16 protein-coding genes and 1 tRNA gene are annotated in these 16,570 nt (G+C 67.5%); 5 read left to right on the forward strand and 12 right to left on the reverse strand.

The features are described from left to right. Positions 1–17: 17 nt before the first annotated feature. The 6 genes from AC1RJ5_RS15075 to AC1RJ5_RS15100 all read right to left on the reverse strand — a co-directional run bounded on the left by AC1RJ5_RS15075 (position 18) and on the right by AC1RJ5_RS15100 (position 5,326). Positions 18–1,028, reverse strand: a complete 1,011-nt coding sequence (locus AC1RJ5_RS15075; protein WP_493114085.1) for an aldo/keto reductase — start codon at positions 1,026–1,028, stop codon at positions 18–20. 4 nt (positions 1,029–1,032) lie between these two features. Next, positions 1,033–1,809 carry an alpha/beta fold hydrolase gene (locus AC1RJ5_RS15080; RefSeq protein WP_269573176.1) on the reverse strand — a complete coding sequence of 259 codons (777 nt, stop codon included), beginning with the start codon at positions 1,807–1,809 and terminating at the stop codon, positions 1,033–1,035. A gap of 25 nt (positions 1,810–1,834) precedes the next feature. Next, positions 1,835–2,245, reverse strand: a complete 411-nt coding sequence (locus AC1RJ5_RS15085) for a putative quinol monooxygenase (RefSeq protein WP_493114088.1) — start codon at positions 2,243–2,245, stop codon at positions 1,835–1,837. A gap of 26 nt (positions 2,246–2,271) precedes the next feature. Next, positions 2,272–3,633 carry an 8'-apo-carotenoid 13,14-cleaving dioxygenase gene (locus tag AC1RJ5_RS15090; RefSeq protein ID WP_493114090.1) on the reverse strand — a complete coding sequence of 454 codons (1,362 nt, stop codon included), beginning with the start codon at positions 3,631–3,633 and terminating at the stop codon, positions 2,272–2,274. Between the two features lie 24 nt (positions 3,634–3,657). Then, on the reverse strand, positions 3,658–4,482 hold the full coding sequence (locus AC1RJ5_RS15095) for a VOC family protein (RefSeq protein WP_342248664.1): 825 nt from the start codon (positions 4,480–4,482) through the stop codon (positions 3,658–3,660). A gap of 124 nt (positions 4,483–4,606) precedes the next feature. Beyond that, positions 4,607–5,326 (reverse strand): SDR family NAD(P)-dependent oxidoreductase, encoded by a 720-nt coding sequence (locus tag AC1RJ5_RS15100; protein ID WP_493114093.1) that lies wholly within the window; start codon positions 5,324–5,326, stop codon positions 4,607–4,609. A 26-nt stretch (positions 5,327–5,352) separates the two neighbouring features. Here AC1RJ5_RS15100 and AC1RJ5_RS15105 point away from each other — a divergent pair, with 26 nt between their 5' ends. Together AC1RJ5_RS15105 and AC1RJ5_RS15110 are read left to right on the forward strand one after the other, a co-directional pair. Then, positions 5,353–8,625, forward strand: coding sequence for a sensor histidine kinase (locus AC1RJ5_RS15105; RefSeq protein ID WP_493114095.1), 3,273 nt, complete (start codon positions 5,353–5,355; stop codon positions 8,623–8,625). Continuing rightward, positions 8,622–9,251, forward strand: a complete 630-nt coding sequence (locus AC1RJ5_RS15110; RefSeq protein ID WP_184163811.1) for a response regulator — start codon at positions 8,622–8,624, stop codon at positions 9,249–9,251. The genes AC1RJ5_RS15105 and AC1RJ5_RS15110 overlap by 4 nt, the downstream gene beginning before the upstream one ends. 81 nt (positions 9,252–9,332) lie before the next feature. Here the strand turns inward: AC1RJ5_RS15110 and AC1RJ5_RS15115 are convergent. Further along, positions 9,333–9,423, reverse strand: a tRNA-Ser gene (locus AC1RJ5_RS15115). A gap of 65 nt (positions 9,424–9,488) precedes the next feature. Here AC1RJ5_RS15115 and AC1RJ5_RS15120 point away from each other — a divergent pair. Then, a complete protein-coding gene (locus AC1RJ5_RS15120; RefSeq protein WP_493114098.1) occupies positions 9,489–10,361 on the forward strand; it encodes a peptidylprolyl isomerase in 873 nt (290 codons plus the stop codon). 61 nt (positions 10,362–10,422) lie between these two features. On the opposite strand, the gene AC1RJ5_RS15125 is transcribed toward AC1RJ5_RS15120, so the two are convergent. Genes AC1RJ5_RS15125 through AC1RJ5_RS15140 form a run of 4 tightly spaced genes read right to left on the reverse strand, consistent with a single transcriptional unit; the run spans position 10,423 to position 13,932 of the window. Further along, positions 10,423–11,022: an ABC-type transport auxiliary lipoprotein family protein gene (locus AC1RJ5_RS15125; RefSeq protein WP_493114100.1), complete on the reverse strand. Its 600-nt coding sequence runs from the start codon at positions 11,020–11,022 to the stop codon at positions 10,423–10,425. An 8-nt stretch (positions 11,023–11,030) separates the two neighbouring features. Next, complete coding sequence (locus AC1RJ5_RS15130) at positions 11,031–11,996, reverse strand: MlaD family protein (RefSeq protein WP_269573168.1); 966 nt, start codon at positions 11,994–11,996, stop codon at positions 11,031–11,033. Further along, positions 11,996–12,823, reverse strand: coding sequence for an ABC transporter ATP-binding protein (locus AC1RJ5_RS15135; RefSeq protein WP_269573167.1), 828 nt, complete (start codon positions 12,821–12,823; stop codon positions 11,996–11,998). Before AC1RJ5_RS15135 ends, AC1RJ5_RS15130 begins: the two co-directional genes overlap by 1 nt. After that, positions 12,820–13,932, reverse strand: coding sequence for an ABC transporter permease (locus AC1RJ5_RS15140; protein ID WP_184163824.1), 1,113 nt, complete (start codon positions 13,930–13,932; stop codon positions 12,820–12,822). The genes AC1RJ5_RS15135 and AC1RJ5_RS15140 overlap by 4 nt, the downstream gene beginning before the upstream one ends. 61 nt (positions 13,933–13,993) lie before the next feature. Here AC1RJ5_RS15140 and AC1RJ5_RS15145 point away from each other — a divergent pair, with 61 nt between their 5' ends. Both AC1RJ5_RS15145 and AC1RJ5_RS15150 read left to right on the forward strand, forming a co-directional pair. Beyond that, positions 13,994–14,665: an HAD family hydrolase gene (locus AC1RJ5_RS15145; RefSeq protein WP_493114102.1), complete on the forward strand. Its 672-nt coding sequence runs from the start codon at positions 13,994–13,996 to the stop codon at positions 14,663–14,665. Positions 14,666–14,714: 49 nt separating this feature from the next. Continuing rightward, positions 14,715–15,161 carry a pyridoxamine 5'-phosphate oxidase family protein gene (locus AC1RJ5_RS15150; protein WP_493114104.1) on the forward strand — a complete coding sequence of 149 codons (447 nt, stop codon included), beginning with the start codon at positions 14,715–14,717 and terminating at the stop codon, positions 15,159–15,161. 114 nt (positions 15,162–15,275) lie between these two features. Here the strand turns inward: AC1RJ5_RS15150 and AC1RJ5_RS15155 are convergent, their stop codons facing one another. Then, on the reverse strand, positions 15,276–16,481 hold the full coding sequence (locus tag AC1RJ5_RS15155; RefSeq protein WP_269576525.1) for a DUF445 domain-containing protein: 1,206 nt from the start codon (positions 16,479–16,481) through the stop codon (positions 15,276–15,278). Positions 16,482–16,570: the final 89 nt, after the last annotated feature.

Below are 16,570 nucleotides of genomic sequence, written 5' to 3' on the forward strand. Positions count from 1 at the left end.
ACTCCGATGGGTGGATTTCAGGCCGGAATAGGCAGCGGTGCAGCGGGGTCGACCAGCCCGGCCGCGCGCAGATCGCGCCAGAAATCGGCGGGGATGCTTTCCTCGAGCGCGGCGCGGTCCTCGGCGATCCGGCCGGGGCGACTGGCGCCCGGGATCACCGCGGCGACGGCGGGATTGGCGAGCGCGAACTGCAGCCCGGCCGCCTTCACGCTGATGCCGTACCGGTCGGCGAGCGCCTTGATCCGCGCCACCTTGTCGAGGATGGCGGGCGTGGCCGGGGCATATTCGAAATTCGGGCCGCCGACGAGCGCGCCGGAGCTGTACGGCCCGCCGACAACGATGCCGAGCCCGCGCTCCGCCACCCTGGGCATCAGGCGCTGCAGCGCGCGGCCATGGTCGAGCAACGTGTAGCGGCCGGCGAGCAGCGAGCCGTCGGGGCGGGGGCCGTCGAGATCGAGCAGCAGCTCGATCGGCTCGACGCGATTGACGCCCAGGCCCCAGGCCCTGATCACGCCCTCGTCGCGCAGCCGGTCGAGCACCCTGAACGCACCGGTCCGCGCGGTCTCGAACATCGCCAGCCAATCGTCGCCGTAAAAGTCCTGGGCGATGTCGTGCACCCAGACGATGTCGATGCGGTCGGTCCGCAGGCGCTTCAGGCTGTCCTCGATCGAGCGGAGCGTGGCGTCGGCCGAATAGTCGTTGATCACCTTGTTCGGGCGGCCATGCGCGAAGACGGCGCCTTTCTCGCCATTGTCGCGCGGGCCGTCTTCCAGCGCTTCGAGCACGACGCGCCCGACCTTGGTGCTGATCACATAGTGATCGCGCGGCTTGCCCTGTAGCGCCGCGCCCATGCGGAGCTCGGCCAGGCCGGCGCCGTAGAAGGGGGCGTTGTCGTAATAGCGTATGCCGTCGTTCCACGCCGCCTCGACGGTGGCCAGCGCCTCGTCTTCGGGGATGTCACGGAACATGTTGCCGAGCGGCGCCGCGCCGAAGCCGAGCCTGCTGCCGATGATGTCATGGAGTGCCATGGCTTCATTGCCCTCGCTTGGCCGCGCCGCCCTGCGCCGCTTCCTCGATCACCGCGGCGACTGCCTCGGGCTTCGACACGAAGACCGCATGGCTGCCGGAGACTTCACGGAGCGTCGCCCGGGCGCGCTGCGCCATGCCGCGCTGGCCGGCGGGCGGGATGATGTGATCGTCCTTCGGCACGACGAACCAGCTCGGCCTGCTCTTCCAGGCCGGCACGGTGATCTTGCCCTCCAGCGCCTTCGCACCCCAGGGCTGCTGCGAATCCGCCATGAACCGTGCCGTCTCCGGCGCCACATCGCCGGCGAAGAGCGCGGGGAATTGCGCCTTGTCGAGCGTCAGCGTGCCGTCGGGACTCGGGATGATCGGCAGCGGGGGTGCGCCCGGCGGGGCGCTGGCGACGATCGAGGAAACCGACTCTCCCTGGTCCGGCGCGAAGGCGGCGACATAGACGAGCGCGGTGACCTTGGGATCCGATCCGGCTTCGGTGATGATCACCCCGCCATAGCTATGGCCGACCAGCACCACCTTGCCCTTGATCGTCGCGAGCGCGCGCCGGGTGGCCGCGACATCGTCCTCGAGCGAGGTGGTCGGGTTCTGCAGAACGACCACCTCATAGCCGTCCTTGCGCAGGATATTGTACACGCCCGCCCAGCCCGACCCGTCGACGAAGGCGCCGTGGATGAGGACGATGGTCGGGTGTCCGGCATCATCGCCGGCAAGGGCGGGTGCGGCGCTGGTGGCGAGGCTCGCGGACGCGAGCGCGGCAATGGCCTTGTTCATCTGGGTATCTCCTATTTCGGGGGGGTCAGGGGCGGTTGTTGAGGATCTGCATCCGCATGGCCTTGACCGGGCCGTCGGCGAGCTCTGGCAGGCGCGCGAACCAGGCCTGGACGTGCGGCGTGCGGTTGTGCGCTTCGAAATCCGCCTGCGTGGCGAAGATCTCGTAGAAGATGAAATGGCCGGGCCGCTCGCGATCCTCCTGGAGGAAATAGAGCAGGTTGTTGGGTTCGGCGCGGACCTTGGCGACGAGCGGCAACGTTGCCTGGCGCAGCGCGTCCTCCTTGCCGGGCTTGGCCTGGATCTCGGCGACCACGGCATAGGCGGCGGCGGGGATTTCGGCATAGCGAATGCCGGCGTGATCCTGTGCTAGCGCCGGTGCGGCAGGCGCTGCCGTACCGATCAGCATGGCGAGCACGAAGCGTGTGGAAAGGCGCATCTTGCATCTCCTCTGGAAGAACGGGGTCAGCCGGCGATCCAATTGCCGTGGAAGCCGGGCGGGACGATGTGCGGCACGCGGATGCGGGCGAGGGGCGGTGCCTCGAATTCCCGGGCATCGAGGATCGCCAGGTCGGTGGTCCCGGCGGCCGCGTCGATCACGAAGCCCATCAGCCAGCCTTCATCCTCTCCGGCATCGGCGTGCGCCGGTACGAAGATGAATTCGCAGGGGTGACGGTCCGGACCGAAGTCGTGCACCTGGCGCGTGCCGGTGGCGAGGTCGTGCTTGAACAGGCCGGTGCCGAGGAACGGATCGACCATCGCCATGGTATAGGCATAGCGATAGGCCTGGCCGAGCCGTCGCTCGTCGCAGCGTGGGAACTCCTGCGGTGCCGGATCGAGCGTGGTGCGCCGGACCGCTCGCGCAACCGGATCGAGCGTCCAGCGCTCCAGGCTGCAATGCTCGGAATCGGGGCCCGAGGTTCGCCGCCAGAACATCCGGTCATGGACGACGAGGTCGAGGACCACGTTGCCGTCGGCCGAGTCATGCGCGTTGACGGCGTGGAAGACGAAGCAGGGATCGACCGGGCACCAGATCACGTCGTCGGCCTCGCCGTCGCGCGGCAGCAGACCGATGCGCGGCTTGTGGCCGGCATTCCAGCGATAGGGGAATTGATAGCCCGCGATCGCCGCGGTGAGCGAGAAGGTGACCGGCAGGTCGAACAGGATCGCGAACCGGCCGGTAAAGGCGAAGTCGTGGATCATCGGGCCGTGGCGCACGGGCACCTTCACTTCGCGCCGTACCTCGCCCTCGGGGCCGATCGCCAGGTAGCGGATCGCGCTCCACTTCGCCGCGTCATAGCTGACGGCGAGCATCTCGCCGGTCAGCGGATCGACATGCGGATGCGCGCTGAGCCCGCCGTGCAGCGTGCCGGCGAAATCGGTGTAGCGCTCGGTCTCCAGCGTCTTTCCGATCACCACCGGCGTGCTGCCCGCCTCGATCAGCCCGAAGGTCTCGCCGCCATAGCCGACGACGTTGGTGTTGACCGTGTCGAACAGATGCCGCGGGCCCGGTGTCCGTTCCTCGCCGAGCGCGTCGCTCACCGCGTTGGAGCGGATCCAGCGATTGCGGTACCAGAGCGCCCGGCCATCCTCGATGCGGATGCCATGGATCATGCCGTCGCCGGCGAACCAGTGATGCTTGCCCGGATTGGGGTGCATCGGATTGGGGCCCATGCGCAGGTAACGCCCACGGAGAGCCAGCGGAATTGTGCCGAAGACCTGGAGGTCCTCGATCGTCAGCTCCTCGCGCATCGGGGTGTTGACGCCGGTGATGTAGGGCGTGTCCTGCGCGGTGGCGGGGCGGCGCCCGAGTAGCGAACCGAACATGGGCTGATCCTTCGCGATGGAGGATTAGGGGCGCGCCACCAGGCGCTGCCGCGCGGCGCGGGCGTTGTCGAAGACCTGCTTGACCGGTCCGAGCGCCTGGACGAACTCGAGCTGCTCGCCCTCCGGCCCCTTGCAGTAGATCAGCCGCCAGCCGTTCGACTTGCCTTCGGTGATCGGATTGGAATTGGCCTGCAGCGGCGCTGCCTGGCGCTGGGCCTCGGTGGTGACGGTCAGCACGCGATTGGCGCGGACCTGAGCCATGCCGCGTCGGGTCGATTCCGCTTCCAGGTCATGGATGAACTGGTTGAAGTCGACATCGTCGCGGATGTGAAAGCAGATGTGCATCATCCGCGGAAAGGCCGGGCTCATATGGTCGAGCGGCTCGGCGAAGCTGCGCGGTCCGCCCAGCGGCTGGTCGGCGTCGCGATATTGCAGCAGCTCGAGCACGACATTGTCGAACTGGATGAAGCGCACGTCGAGCCGCTGGGAACCGCCCTTGAGATCGGGCACGCCCATCGTGCGCGGATTGACGCCGCGCACCCGCGCCTCGATCTCCTGGTCGGTCAGCAGCGTGTTGTGGATGCGCTCGCCCTGGAAATCGCCGTCGCGCATCACTTCGGTGCCACCGAGAACCTCGGTGTAGAAGGTGAAGGCGCGTTCCATGTTCTGGACCGTCAACCCGAAATGCTGGACGCCCTGCAGCCGCATCCCGAGCGCACTGGCGCCCGCTTCTTCGGCGCTGGCGGGCACGATCCCGCCGGTTGCCAGCAAGCCCGCCATCGCGGCGCCGCCACCCGTCTGCAGCAGCTCGCGCCGATCGATTCCGGAGCGTCCCATCTCGTCGGTCATCGCCTGTCTCCTTCGTTCGATGTCATCGCCGGTCCTGCGCCGGCCGCTTCAGGTGAAATCGCGTGGAACGGCGCTCCGCCATGGGGGAAGGGTTGTCCGGGGGCGCGCCGTTCCTGCCTGGCGTTCATTGCGCCAGATATCCGCCGTCGATCGCGAGCTCGGTGCCGGTGACGTAGCTGGCCTCGTCGCTGGCCAGGTACAGGCAGCCATAGGCGACCTCGCTCGGCTGGCCGCCGCGCCGCATCGGCGTCGCGTCGATCACCGCCTCGTTGAGCGCTGCGTCCTGTGCATCGGTGAGCGGCGTGCGGATGAAGCCCGGCAGCACCGCGTTCACGCGAATGCCGTCGCCGACATAGGTGATCGCTGCGTTCCTGGTCATCTGGAGCACCGCGCCCTTGGCGGCGTGATAGCTGTGTGCGCCGGCAACCGCCGCACTGCCCCAGATCGATGCGACGTTCACGATGGCGCCCGCCTGTTGCAGCCGCATCACCCGCACCGCTTCGCGCATGCCCAGGAACACGCCGGTCTGGTCGACCGCGACCATCCTGAGCCAGGCTTCCAGGCCGAGTGCGTGGAGCGGCTCGTACGCGATGATCCCGGCATTGTTGACCATTATGTCCAGCCCGCCCGCCTGTTCGACCACCCGGTCCACCGCGCGGGTCCAGTCGGCTTCGCTCGTCACGTCGAGCGTCAATGGCGTGACCCCGTCCAGATAAGGCCGGGCCGGCGGCGCGATATCGGCGGCGAACACCACGGCGCCTTCGCGAACGAACAGGTCGGATATGGCTTGGCCGATGCCGCTGGCGGTGCCGGTGACGAGGGCAACTTTCCCTGTAAGCCGCATGGCGATCGCTCCCGCTCGACGATGTGTTGATCGCTGTCTGGCGGATCCGGCGCCGCGCTTCGATGTCGTACGGGGTAGCCCGCAGCCACACTTTCGAGGGAAGCCGGAACGGGGCGAGGGACCCGGGCACGGCGCGAAATGGCCGCTTCCCGGGGCTGATCCTCAAACGGGGGAAAAGCTGCTACGCCCTTTGGTGCCGACAGGCTCGGCATGCCGCGACAGGCCTGGATGACGAAGGCGAGGGGGGAACGCCGGTGCGCATGCTGATTGCCGCTTGCCGGGGATTGCTCGCCGCGTTTCTCGCGGTTGCGGCCTTTGGTGCCGTCCCTGCCGCCGGACAGGAAATTCCACCCCGTCTCGAGCAATTCCGGCACGATCGCTGGATGACCTATGAAGGCGCGCCTGCCGGCATGGCCCGGATCGCGCAGACGCCGGATGGCTGGATATGGATATCCGCCGCCGAGGGCCTGTTTCGCTTCGACGGACTCACCTTCGAGCGGATCCCGGTGGAGATGGGCTCGCCCCTGGAACGTGCCTCCGCCGGGCCGCTGCTGGTGACTCGCTCGGGGGAACTATGGGTCGGCTATGGCCAGAGTGCCGGCGTTGCGGTCTATCGTGGCGGCAAACTCCGCCATGTGCCGATGCCCAGCCCGCCGGCGACGATCAGCTATCTGGCGCAAACCCCGGACGGAGCGATCTGGGCGGTGGCCGGCTATCGCAACTTCGCCAGTGAGCGGCTGTTCCGGTTCGCCAACGGCCGCTGGGAGAATGCCGAGGCGCGGTACGGGGTAGCGGACGGCTATCTGAGCGAGCCGTGCGTAACGGCGGACGGAACGATGTGGATCACCCGCTCCGATACCCGGAGATCGATCCTCCTGTTTCTCCGCCCCGGCGCGACGCGGTTTCAGGCCAGTGGCTTTCCGCTTACCGGATCCCGCTGCTTTACGGATCGATGGGGCCGGTTATGGGTCCCCGGCAAGCGCCTGGTGATGCTGGCCGGGCGGGATGGCAAGCTGTTCGATCACCCGCCCGGCCTGCGGCAAGCCGCGACCGCGCCGCCGATATTGTGGGCCTTCGGCGCCGATGGCGGCCTGTGGGGCCTGGCGCTGCGCAAGGGCGTCTATTATGCGCCCGGCGTGGCGCAAGCCGGGCGCGGTGCCAGCGATCAACCCGGGCTGTTCTCGGTCGCCGACGGGCTGACCTCGGAAAGCATCGCCGATCTCTTCATCGATCGCGACGGCAACATATGGGTTGCCACGCAATTGGGGCTCGACCGGTTTCGGCGCGCCACCGCGGTGCGCGAGCCGTTCGTCACGGGCAATTTTTCCTACGGCCTCGCCATGAGCCAGAGCGGTTCGGAAGTCTATGTCAGCTCCGACCAGGGGGTGTTCCAGCTTTCGACCGGCCAGCCGCGCAAGCTTCTGAACGATTGGCCGGACGGGCAATGCCCGGCGCACGGCAAGGGGCTCTGGCTGATCTACGGGACGCGGATCGTCCGGCTCCAGCAGGGGCGCCAGGTCGCGATCCCCCGGCCCATGGACGAGGGTCTGACTTCCGTCTGTGCCGAGGATCGCTTCGGCCGCCTCTGGGTCGGGACCGTCAGGAATGAACTCAGATGGCATGATGCGCGCGGTTGGCACGTGCCGGGGCGGCAGCTCCCCAAGCCGCAATCCGCGGATCTCGTGATCACCGCGGCCGGGGACCTGGCCTATACGACCGGCAAGGAGCTGGTGCAGGTGATTGGCGAAAAGGTCAGCATCACGCCGCTTGGCAAGCATGACCCCGGGGTGATCACCCATTTGTCGGCTGGCCTTGATGCCCTGTTCCTGAGCGGAAGCAACGGCCTGTTGCGGATACGCGGAAACAGGATCGATCGCCTGGACTGGCGGCGCGTGCCCTGGGCCGCGCAGCTGCGGGATCTGCTGCAGACGCCGGCGGGCGACACATGGCTGATGCGTCGCGACGTCATCTCCAGGGTCTCCACCCGGGATCTCGAGCACGCCTTTGACAATCCGGGCGCAGCGCTGGAGCGTGTTGCGCTCGACCTGCGGGACGGTGTCCGGATTTCCCAGAACCTTGCCTTTGCCGGTCCCCAAATGGCGTTCGGGGCTGACGGCCGGGTGTGGCAGCTCAACAATAATGGCGTCGCGTTCATCGATCCGGCCCAGCTTCTGCGAAGGGCGGTCCGCCCGCCCGTCACGATCCGGGCGCTGACGAGTGCTGGCGCCGTCCATCGCGATCCGGCCGCGCTGGTCCTTTCGCCGGGGACCCATGCCTTCGATATCGACTATACCGCGCTCTCCTACGCCCATCCCGAGCGGCTGCGGTTCCGCTATCGCCTGGAGGGTGTCGATGCCGACTGGGTCGATGCCGGCAGCCGTCGCCTGGCGTCCTACGCCAATCTCGGCCCGGGTTCGTATCGCTTCCGTGTCATCGCCTCGGACAATCGGCAGGACTGGAGCGATCCGGGCGCGACGCTCGACATCGTCATCAAGCCGACCTTCGTGCAGGGCTGGCCGTTCAAGCTGCTCTGCGCGATCCTTCTGCTCGGCCTGCTCTGGCTCGCTTACGCGCTGCGCCTGCGTGCCGTCGCCAACCGCATCCAGCTGCGCATGGCGGACCGGATGGCCGAGCGCGAGCGCATCGCCCGGGAGCTGCACGACACGCTGCTCCAGGGCATCCAGGGGCTGATGATGCGCTTCCAGGTGGTGGCCGACCGGATCACCGATCCCGTCACCCGGCAATCGCTCGACCGCGCGCTGGACAGCGCCGATGCTGTGGTGATCGAGGGGCGCGAGCGGGTGCGTGACTTGCGCTGTGTGCCGGAAGCGGGAGAACTCGGGCACAAGATCGATGCGCTGGTGGAGACGATGGCCGAGGGGGACGGTCCGCGGATCCGCCTGTCGGTCAGTGGTGGGCAGCGTCCGCTGCGTGCGCTGGTGACCACCGAGGCGCTGCGCATCGTCGAGGAGGCGCTCCGCAACGCCCTGCACCATGCGGCGGCGCAATCGATCTCGATCGGACTGGAATATGGCCACCGGCAGTTCGTCCTGAGTATCCGCGATACGGGTGCCGGCATTCCCGAAGAGATACTCGCCGCGGGCAGCCGTTCGGGGCATTATGGTCTGATCGGCATGCGCGAGCGTGCTAGCCGGATCGGTGGGAGGCTCGATATCGTGGGCAGGAAAGGCGACGGGACGGAGGTCGTGCTGCGCGTGCCCGCGCGCGCCGCTTATGCCGGGCGACGCCGTGTTGCCGGCTGGCTGCAGGCGATCCTCGGAGGAGTGCGGGACGCGTGACCGCGGGCAATCCCATCCGTGTGCTGGCGGTTGACGATCATGCGGTGTTCCGTGACGGCATCGCCGCCATCCTCGCGCCCGAGCCGGACATGGTCCTGGTCGGCGAGGCGACCAATGGCGTCGAGGCTGTCGATGCGTTCCAGAATCTGCGCCCGGACGTCACGCTGATGGACCTCCAGATGCCGGTGCGCAGCGGCATGCAGGCGATCGCCGAGATCCGGGCGCAGGCCCCCGCGGCGCGCATCGTCGTGCTCACCACCTATGACGGCGACGTCCAGGCGGTGCGTGCGCTCAAGGCCGGCGCGTGCGGCTATCTGCTGAAGAGCTCGCTCCGCAAGGAATTGCTCGAGACGATCCGCATCGTCCACGCCGGCGGGCGCTACGTCCCCGCCGCGCTGGCGCAGCAGATCGCCATCCATTCGGCCGAAGAGCCGCTCAGCGTTCGCGAGGTGGCGATCCTCCAGCACGTGGCGGCCGGCAAGCCGAACAAGGTGATCGCCTGGGAACTGTCCCTGTCCGAAGAAACGGTGAAAGCGCATCTGCGCAGCGTTTATTCCAAGCTCGACGTCAACGACCGCACCCAGGCGGTTACCGTCGCCTTGCGGCGCGGCATCATCGCCTTGTGAAATGATAGAGGCCGCGCACGGCAGGAACCCGGTCCTGGCGGCCCGTGAGTACAATTTAAGTAATTGATATTATTGGAATAATGGCGGAGCGGGAGGGATTCGAACCCTCGATACGGTTTTGCCGTATACTCACTTTCCAGGCGAGCGCCTTCGACCACTCGGCCACCGCTCCGCATGTCCCGGAAGTTGCGTGCCCTAACGATTGACGGGGGCGGAGGCAAGCAGCAGTCTTGCGCCATGCTGAAGCCCTTCCTCGCGCTTGCCGCGCTCGCCGCCATTCCGACCGCAACTGCCCAGACCGCGCCGTCGCCGGCCGATCCGGCGCCCGAGGACTGGAAGGCGGTTCCCGACAACGAGATACTGGTGATGACGCTGCAGGGCGGCCACCAGGTCTATATCCGCCTCGCCCCGCGCTACGCCCCCGCGCACGTCGCCAATATCCGCAAGCTCGCCGAGGCGCATTGGTGGGACGCCACCAGCGTCTACCGGGTGCAGGACAATTACGTGACCCAATGGGGTGGCGGCGACGACAAGACGGCGCTCCCGCCCGGCGTGATCGAGAACCCGCCGGCGGAATATGAATGGCCGGGCTTCGACGCGGTGAAGAGCGTCACCTTCGCCAAGCCGGACAGCTATGCGGCCAAGACCGGCCTCAGCGCCGATGGCTGGCCGCTCGCAAATTACGGCGCGGTGAGCTCGCTGACCCATTGCTACTCGATGGTCGGCGTCGCGCGCGACCTGGCGCCGTCGACCGGCAGTGGCGCCGAGCTCTACACCGTGATCGGTCACGCCCCGCGCCCGCTCGACCGCAACATTGCGATCATCGGCCGGGTGATCGAGGGCATGCAATGGCTGTCCAGCCTGCCGCGCGGCACTGCGCAACTGGGTGTCTATGCCAAGGACCAGACGCCCACGCCGATCCTCTCGGTCCGCCTCGCCAGCCAGCTGCCCGAGGACGAGCGTCCGCATTTCCAGTATCGCAGCACTGATAACCCGCGCTTCGCCGCCTGGACCAAGGCGCGCGAGAATCGCGACGGCGCGTTCTTCACCGTGCCGATGGGCGGCGTGGACGTGTGCAACGCGCTGCCGGCGGTGCGGCGGGCGCAATAGGATTGAGATACGCTGGCCGTTCCCCGGCTCGCGCCGGGGATCCGTTCAGGGAGTGCGGCTGTTACTTGCCCACCCAGTCCGAAACTTCGACCGCGACCTGATTCGCGGCCTTGTTGAGCGCCTCGGCGACCAGCTCGGGCTTCACTTCGGCTAGCGGTGCGCGCGCTTCGAAGCGGCGCTTCTGGAACTTGGTGGCATCGTCACCCTGCACCAGCAGCGCGTCATAGATCACCACCGCCTCGTTGGTATCGGCATCGACGCCGAAGCTGCGCAGCTCGCCCGACAGGGTAGCCCCCGGATCGACCTGCGACTGGCGATAGCTCAGCACCGGGCGGCCGGTGCGCGCCGAGATGGTGTCGCCGAGCAGCCGGGCAAACAGGCGCGGCGGCGCCTCCACCCACTGCGCATCCTTCACATAGGCGACGGCATTGCCGCCCTGACGGACGGGCACGCGCGTCGTCGCGAGTTCGTGCGGGACCACCGGGAACAGCACGGTGACCGTCGAGCCCGAAGCCGGGGTCTGCACGTCGCCGGGCTTGACCTGCTCGGCGGCGCGGATCGTCATGAACGGCACCTTGGGCGGCTTGCCGCCGAACGAGATGCAGCCGGAGAGCATCGCGGCGAGCGGGGCGGCCAGCAGGAGCGGGGCGAGCTTCTTCATCGCGTCTCTCACTTCTTGGGCTTGTAGTCGGGGAGCTTGGGGCTGCCGACCAGGCTGGACGCGCCGCCCTGGTCGAGCTTCTCGGAGACCGAGGAAAGCGACTGTGCCATGATCCGCAGATCCTGGATCAGCTGGCCGATCTCGGGCACGGTCTTCTTGGAGAAGGCCTGCACGCCCGGCCGCGCATCGCCGAGCATCGCCTCGAGCGCATCCATGCTCTTCTTGGCGGACGCGATGGTCTTGTTGAGATTGGCGATCGTCGGCTTCACGTCATCGGCGACGACGCCATTGGCGGTCTGCGCCAGCTGGCCGATCTGCTCGGTGGCAACGCCGAACTTCTGGATGGCGACCCGCGTCTCGGCCAGCGTCGCCGCGATCTCCGGTCCGCGATCGGCGAGAGCATCGGTCAGGCGATTGGTGTTCGCCAGGATGCCGGCGATCGAGGCCTGGTTCTTGTCGCTCATCAGCTCGGTCAGCCGCTCGGTGAGCGTGGTCAGCCGCTCGAGCAGCTTCGGCGCCGAGGAGAAGATCGCGCCCAGACCGCCCGGCTTGGTCGGGATCACCGGCACGCCGAGCGGGCAGGCCGCCTTGGGGTTCTCGTGCGGGCACTTGATCTCGGGCGCACCCTTTACCGCGCCTTCGAGCTGGATGGTGCTCGGGCCGGTGAAGCTGCTCTGGATCGTCGCGGTGGTGCCTTCGAGGATCGGCACCTCGTCCTTCACGGTGATGCGCACGCGCACCAGCTGAGGATCGGGCTTCCAGAACTCGATCGCCTTCACCTGGCCCGAGGGCACGCCGGAAAAGGCCACTGCCGAGCCCGGATTGAGCCCATCGACCGCCTGGCGGAAGAAGATGTCGTATTCGCGCTCATTGCCGCCGGAGAGGCGGGCGAGCCAGACGATGAACAGGGCCAGCACCGCGAGCAGGATCAGCACGACGGCGCCCACCAGCACGTGATTCGAACGCGTTTCCATCAGCCCCTGTCCTCAGTCGCGTGCCCGGCATTTGCCTTGACGCTGCTGACCGCGGCGCGTCCGCGCGGTCCGTTGAAATATTCCTGGATCCACGGATGGTCCAAGGCGAGCAGCTCGGGAATCGTTCCCACTGCGATGACCTTCCTGTCCGCCAGCACCGCGACGCGATCACAGATCGCATAGAGCGTGTCGAGGTCATGGGTGATCAGGAACACGGTGAGCCCCAGCGTCTTCTGGAGCGAGGCGGTGAGTTCGTCGAACGCCGCCGCGCCGATCGGGTCGAGCCCGGCGGTCGGCTCGTCGAGGAACAGCAGCTCGGGATCGAGCGCGAGCGCACGGGCCAAGCCGGCGCGCTTCTTCATGCCGCCCGAAAGCTCGGCGGGAAATTTGGGCGCGGCCTCGGGGGGCAGGCCGGTCATCACCACCTTGTAGGCGGCGATTTCCTCGAGCAGCGCCTGGTCGAGCCTGGGGTAATATTCCTTGAGCGGGACCTGGACATTCTCCGACACGGTGAGCGTGGAGAAGAGCGCGCCGCCCTGGAACAATATGCCCCAGCGCTTGCGGATCTCGGTTGCCTCGGTCTCGTCGCGCCCGATCGTGTTCTCGCCGAACACCTGGATCTCGCCTTCGATCGGGGTCTGCAGGCCGATGATCGAGCGCATCAGCACCGACTTGCCGGTGCCCGAGCCGCCGACCACGCCGAGGATCTCGCCGCGGCGCACGTCGAGATCGAGATCCTCGTGCACCACCTGCTCGCCGAAGCAGTTCTTCAGCCCGCGGACGCAGATGACGACATCGTCGTCATGGGGAAGGGTGGGCGCGGTCATATCCAGCCAACCTGGGTGAAGAACACCGCGAAAAAGGCATCGAGCACGATCACCAGGAAGATCGCCTGGACGACGGCGATGGTGGTGCGGCGGCCGACCTGTTCGGCATCCGCCTCCACCTGCATGCCCTGGAAACAACCGGCGATCGCGATGATCGCGCCGAATACCGGCGCCTTGACCAGCCCGACCCAGAGATCGGTGAGGGGCACGACCTCGCGGATACGCTGGACAAAGGTTACCGGCGGGATGTCGAGCTGCACCCAGCAGAGCAGCCCGCCGCCGATGATTCCGATCAGCGCCGAATAGAAGCCGAGCAGCGGCAGCATCATCACCACCGCCAGCACGCGCGGAACGACCAAAGCTTCCATCGGCGAGACGCCGATCGTGCGCATCGCGTCGATCTCCTCGGTCAGCTTCATCGTGCCGATCTGCGCGGCGAAAGCCGAGCCCGAACGCCCGGCGACCATGATCGCCGTCATCAGGATGCCGAGCTCGCGCAGGGTGATGCGGCCGAGCAGGTTGATCGTATAGACTTCCGCGCCGAACTGGCGGAGCTGCACCGCGCCCTGCTGGGCGATGACGATGCCGATCAGGAAGCTCATCAGCCCGATGATGCCGAGCGCCGAGACGCCGACCACTTCGAAGCGGTGGACGGTGGCGTTGAAGCGGAAACGGCTGGGATGCCTGGCGACGTTCCAGAAGGCGATCAGCGTCGCGCCGAAGAAGCCGAGCAGGCCGTAGAGCGTGTGGAAGGCGGTGAGCACCGCATCGCCGACTTCGGAGAGCAGGTGGACGAACGGGCTGGCCGGCTTGCGCGGCAGCTCGATCGGATGCTCGGCAGCGACGACCTGGTCGAACAGATGCTGGCTTGCCGGCTGAAGCCCCTCGACCGGCGCTTCCTTGTCGCGTGCGAAGCGGTGGACCACCCAGGCGCCGACCGTGTCGATCCGCTCGACCTGCGACAGGTCGATGCGGCTGACATCGCCTTCGACCGCATCGAGCCGGTCGGGCAGGTCGCCCAGGCTGGCGAGCGACAAATTGCCGGTGAAGCGGAGGACTGCGCCGCCGCTGCCGGAATCAACCCGTTCGAAATCGGCCAAAGCGCTCATCGCGCGCACCTTTCGGCGATTCGGGCTGGATCGGCAAGCGCCTCCGCTCGTAGATGCATCAATGCACTGTCTCGCAATCTACGACATGGACAAGACCATCACCGCCGCGCCGACCTGGACGCGCTTCCTGGTGGCGGCGGCAAAGGCGCGGGCGCCGTGGCGGCTGGCGCTGTTCCCGGCGGTGGCCGTGGCCGGGATCGGCTATCTGCTCAAGCAGGTCGATCGCGCGGGCCTCAAGCAATTCTCGCAGCGGCTGCTGCTCGGCGGCGCGCTCACGCCGGAGGAGATGGCGAAGGTCGCGGAAGCGTTTGCCGAGCATGAAGTGACCCACGGCGTGCTCCACGGCGCGCGCGAACGGATCGCGGCGGACCGGGCCGAGGGCTACCGGATCGTCATGGCGACCGCCTCGCACGGCTATTATGCCGCGGCGATCGCCCGGCGCCTGGGCATCGAGGACGTGATCGCAACCGAGGCTAAGCGCGATGGGCAAGGCCGAATTCTCTCCCTGATTGAAGGCGATAACTGTTACGGGCCCGTAAAGCTCCATAGAATCGAGAGCTGGATGGCGGGGCAGGCGATTCCGCGCGGTAGCGCCCATGTCCGCGCCTATTCGGACCATGTCTCCGACGCGCCGATGCTCGACTGGGCGGACGAGGGCTATGCGGTCAACGCGCATGGCCCGCTGCGCAGGCTCGCCGCGGATAAGGGCTGGCCGATCCTCGACTGGAGATAATAGCCACGGCGTTCGTTCTTCCCTCCGCACACAAGATGCGGAGAGGATCATGGCCAAGACGCTGGAACAACTGGCGGAAATGATGAAGGACGTCGATTTCGCGATGCTCTCGACGCATAGCGAAGGCGGCACCATTGCAGCCCGCCCGATGAGCAACAATCGCGACGTCGACTATGACGGCGACAACTGGTTCTTCGCCTGCGAGGACACGCGGCTGATCGCGGACCTGAAGGCGAATGCGCAGGTGGGCCTCGCCTTTCACGGCAAGGCCGGGCTGCTCGGCATGAAGCCGGTATTCGTCCATGTCGAAGGCGTCGCCGAGTTGATCAACGACAAGGCGGCGTTCGAGGACCATTGGACCAAGGGGCTTTCGCTCTGGTTCAAGGAAGGTGTCGATACGCCGGGACTGGTGCTGATCAAGGTGCACGGCGTCCGGGCGCATTACTGGGACGGCGAGGACCAGGGCGAGATCGTGCTGGAAGGCGTTGCTGTCTGAGGCAGGATGGGCCCAATGCGTCCGTCATCCCGGCGTTGAGCCGGGATCCCGCTTCTTCTTCTGCGGGGCAAGGCAGCGGGATGACAGCCCAAGGCCGGGTGACGAAGGGCGCAGCTACAGCAGCGTATCCACCGTGTGGATCAGCACGCCGACCAGGCCGCCGACCAGCGTGCCGTTGATGCGGATATATTGCAGGTCGCGGCCCACGGCATTCTCCAGCCGGCCGGTGATGGTCTGCGCATCCCAGCCCTTGATCGTGTCCGAGACCAGCCGGACGATGCCATCGCCATAATCGGTCGCGGCCCCCACGGCGCTGCGGCGCGCGAAGCGGTTGATCGTGTCGGCGAGCTTGCGGTCCTCCTGCAGGGTGACGCCGAACTGGCGCAGCGTCTCGCCCATCTTGCCGCCCAGCGCCTTGCCGGGGTCGCGCGCCAGGCGGAGCAGCGCGGTGCGGCTGGTTTCCCACAGCCCGTCGATCCAGCGCTGGAAGGCCTGGTTCTCGAGCATCTCGAGCTTGAAGGCTTCGACGCGCTCGCGCAGCTCGGGCTTGTGCTGGAGGTCGTATGCGAGCCGCTCGAGCCCTTCCTCGGCCTTGAGGCGCAGGGGGTGGCCGGGGTCCTCGTTCATTTCGACGAGCAGCTTCTCCAGCCCCTCGATGATCTTGTTGGCCAGCGTCTCGTCGAGCCCGGTCCAGCGCATGATGCTGCCGGCGCGGCTATGGACCATCTCGCGGATCAGGTGCTCGTTGGCGTCGAGCGCGCGGGCGGCCCAGCGGGTCATGCCGTCGAGCAGGGGCAAGTGGCGGTCCTTGGCGATCGCGGCGCCGAGCGCCTGGCCGAGCAGCGGGGCGATGTCGATCGCGCGCAGCCGCGCGGCGATCGCGCCCTTGGCCATGCCGCCGAGGCGCTCCTGGTCGAGCGATTCGAGGAAGTCGGCGGCGAGCCGGCTGGCGCCGCGGCCGATGCGGCCGTCGCCATGCACCGGATTGGCGAGCCAGCGGCCGGCGGCGGCGGCGATGTCGAGGCGCTGCATGCGCCGGGCGACGACCTTGGGGGTCAGGAAATTGTCGCGCAGGAACTGGGCGAGGGTGGAGGCGATCCGGTCCTTGTTGCGCGGGATGATCGCGGTGTGGGGGATGGGAAGGTGGAGCGGGTGGCGGAACAGTGCCGTCACCGCGAACCAGTCGGCGAGGCCGCCGACCATCGCCGCCTCGGCAAAGGCGCGCACATAGCCCAGTGCCGGGTGGAGATGGTCGAAGGCGCGGGCGAGCAGGAAGATCGCGGCCATCGCCACGAGCAGCCCGGTGGCGACCAGCCGCATCCGGCGCAGCGGCGTCGGCACGGCCTCGGATGAAGAAAGGGGAGCGCGCAACTTCGTCACACGCTCTCCAATACATCAGACGCGATCAA

This window comes from Sphingomonas sp. GW822-FHT03G08 (genome assembly GCF_058801135.1).